This window comes from Vibrio sp. 1069, from assembly GCF_033340555.1.
The window spans coordinates 1-603 of record NZ_JAWOWP010000594.1 but is presented as its reverse complement, the minus strand read 5'-3'; the positions used below and the strand labels follow the sequence as shown (position 1 = coordinate 603).

At 36.3% G+C, this 603-nt stretch carries 1 protein-coding gene and 1 pseudogene; both read left to right on the top strand.

Annotation, left to right across the window (positions count from 1 at the left end):
- Positions 1-233 (top strand): type II secretion system F family protein (locus tag R7040_RS27950; RefSeq protein ID WP_411978224.1); only part of this gene is annotated, 233 nt, incomplete at its 5' end.
- A pseudogene (locus tag R7040_RS27945) lies at positions 230-603 on the top strand (type II secretion system F family protein); the annotation flags it as partial. The gene R7040_RS27950 and the pseudogene R7040_RS27945, both read left to right, overlap by 4 nt.

The following is a 603-nucleotide window of genomic DNA, read 5'->3' as shown; positions in this document are numbered from 1 at the left end:
CAAGAACACTAGAATCGAAAAAAATGGCAATGACGTCAGAGGCAAGAATTTCAGCCAAAGTGGTTGCAGCGATTCCTTTGGCGTTCGCTATCATTATTAGTCAAATTAATCCCGACCATATTGAATTTGTGCTCAATGACCCACGTGGACAATTAGTATTGTATTATGTTGTCGGTAGTGAGTTGATCGGTCTGTTTATTGTTTGGCTTCTGGTAAAAGGAGTTAGGCGATGATTTTAGCAATAAGTGTGTTTTTAATTGTTTGCGCGCTGACTTTTGTCTTTTATGATTATTACTCGACACGCAAGCGTGAAATCGCACTAAATAAATATTTAAAACACCAATCCAAAAAAATGAAAAAGCAAAAAATGGAAACATTTATCGTTGCATTTGGGGAGAGTGGTAAAAAAGACTTAGAACAAAAATTGTTAAACGCGGGTTATTACAATAAGCAGCTAGCGAAGTACTACTTTCCTTTTAAAGCTTTTCTCTTTGTGGTGGCATCATTAGTCATTTTCTTTATTGATGTGGCCATTAATAGCAAAATCATTTTGCTCCTCATCGCAGCGGTAACCATTATTGTGTTACCTGACTTTTTACTCGA